Genomic DNA, 1113 nt, shown 5'->3' with positions numbered 1-1113 from the left:
GGCTCGGTCGTGGCGTAGACGAAGATGGTGCCGGCGGCGGCGAAGATCCTGGGCAATTCGGCGCGCAGTTCCTCGCGCAATTTGTAGTCGAGATTGGCGAGCGGTTCGTCGAGCAGCACCAGGCTGGCGTTCTTGACGATGGCGCGCGCCAGTGCGGTGCGCTGCTGCTGGCCACCGGACAGGCTCAGCGGCGTGCGGTCGAGATAGGGCGTCAGCTTGAGAAGTGCTGCGGCATGGCGCACTTCCTTGTCGATCTTCGCCTGATCGGTTCCCGCCACCCTGAGCGGCGAGGCGATGTTCTCATAGACGGTCATCGCCGGATAGTTGATGAACTGCTGGTAGACCATGGCGATCTTGCGCTTCTGCACCGGCACGCCGGTGACATTCTGGCCGTCGAACCAGATCGAACCGGAGGTCGGCACGTCGAGGCCGGCCATCAGCCGCATCAGGCTGGTCTTGCCGGATAGCGTCGGTCCGAGCAGGACATTGAGCGAGCCGTGCTGGAGCGTCAGCGACACATCGCTTATATGCGCGACCGCACCGACCGTCTTGGTGACGTTTCTCAGTTCCAGCATGACGCCTCCTCCCAGGCCTTCCGCATCAGCTCAAACCCCTCTTCATTCGGCAGCCGCGACATGGCGCCGGCTTATGCCGTGCATGAATTCATCGAGAGCCGCCACCTGCTCGCGGCTGAGATGCAGACCGCGCTTGGTACGGCGCCACAATACATCTTCCGATGTGACGGCCCATTCGTTTTGAACGAGATAGCGCACCTCGGCCTCGTAGAGATCGGCGCCGAAGTTGCGGCCGAGATCGACGTTCGATTTGGCCAGCCCCAACAGCATCCTTGCGCGGGTGCCGTAGAGCCGGGTCAGCCGGCGAGCCAGGCGCGCGTCGAGGAACGGATAGGCGGTCTTCAGTTTCGCCACTTCGGCATCGAAACCGGTGGCCGGGAAATCGCCGCCCGGCAACGGCGCGTTTGCCGTCCACGGCTTGCCGCGTTTACCCAGAAAACCCTCGATCTTTTCCAGCATCGATTCCGACAGCCGGCGATAGGTGGTGATCTTGCCGCCAAAGGCGTTGACGATCGGGGCGGCGCCCTCGCCGCCATCG

General features: G+C 63.5%; 2 protein-coding genes. Both read right to left on the bottom strand.

Annotated features, from left to right (window positions below):
• The coding region (locus ENZ75_RS32580) for an ABC transporter ATP-binding protein (RefSeq protein WP_164769197.1) at window positions 1-575 on the bottom strand (575 nt) is incomplete at its 3' end.
• Between the two features lie 42 nt (window positions 576-617).
• Window positions 618-1113, bottom strand: a 496-nt coding sequence (locus ENZ75_RS32575) for a glycerol-3-phosphate dehydrogenase C-terminal domain-containing protein (RefSeq protein WP_281061331.1), incomplete at its 5' end; no start/stop codon positions are given.

This window comes from Mesorhizobium sp. M7A.F.Ca.CA.002.04.1.1 (genome assembly GCF_004022805.1).
GTDB lineage: Bacteria > Pseudomonadota > Alphaproteobacteria > Rhizobiales > Rhizobiaceae > Mesorhizobium > Mesorhizobium ciceri.
Note: the sequence above shows the minus strand (reverse complement) of the source record. Positions and strands in the feature narration are given on the sequence as shown.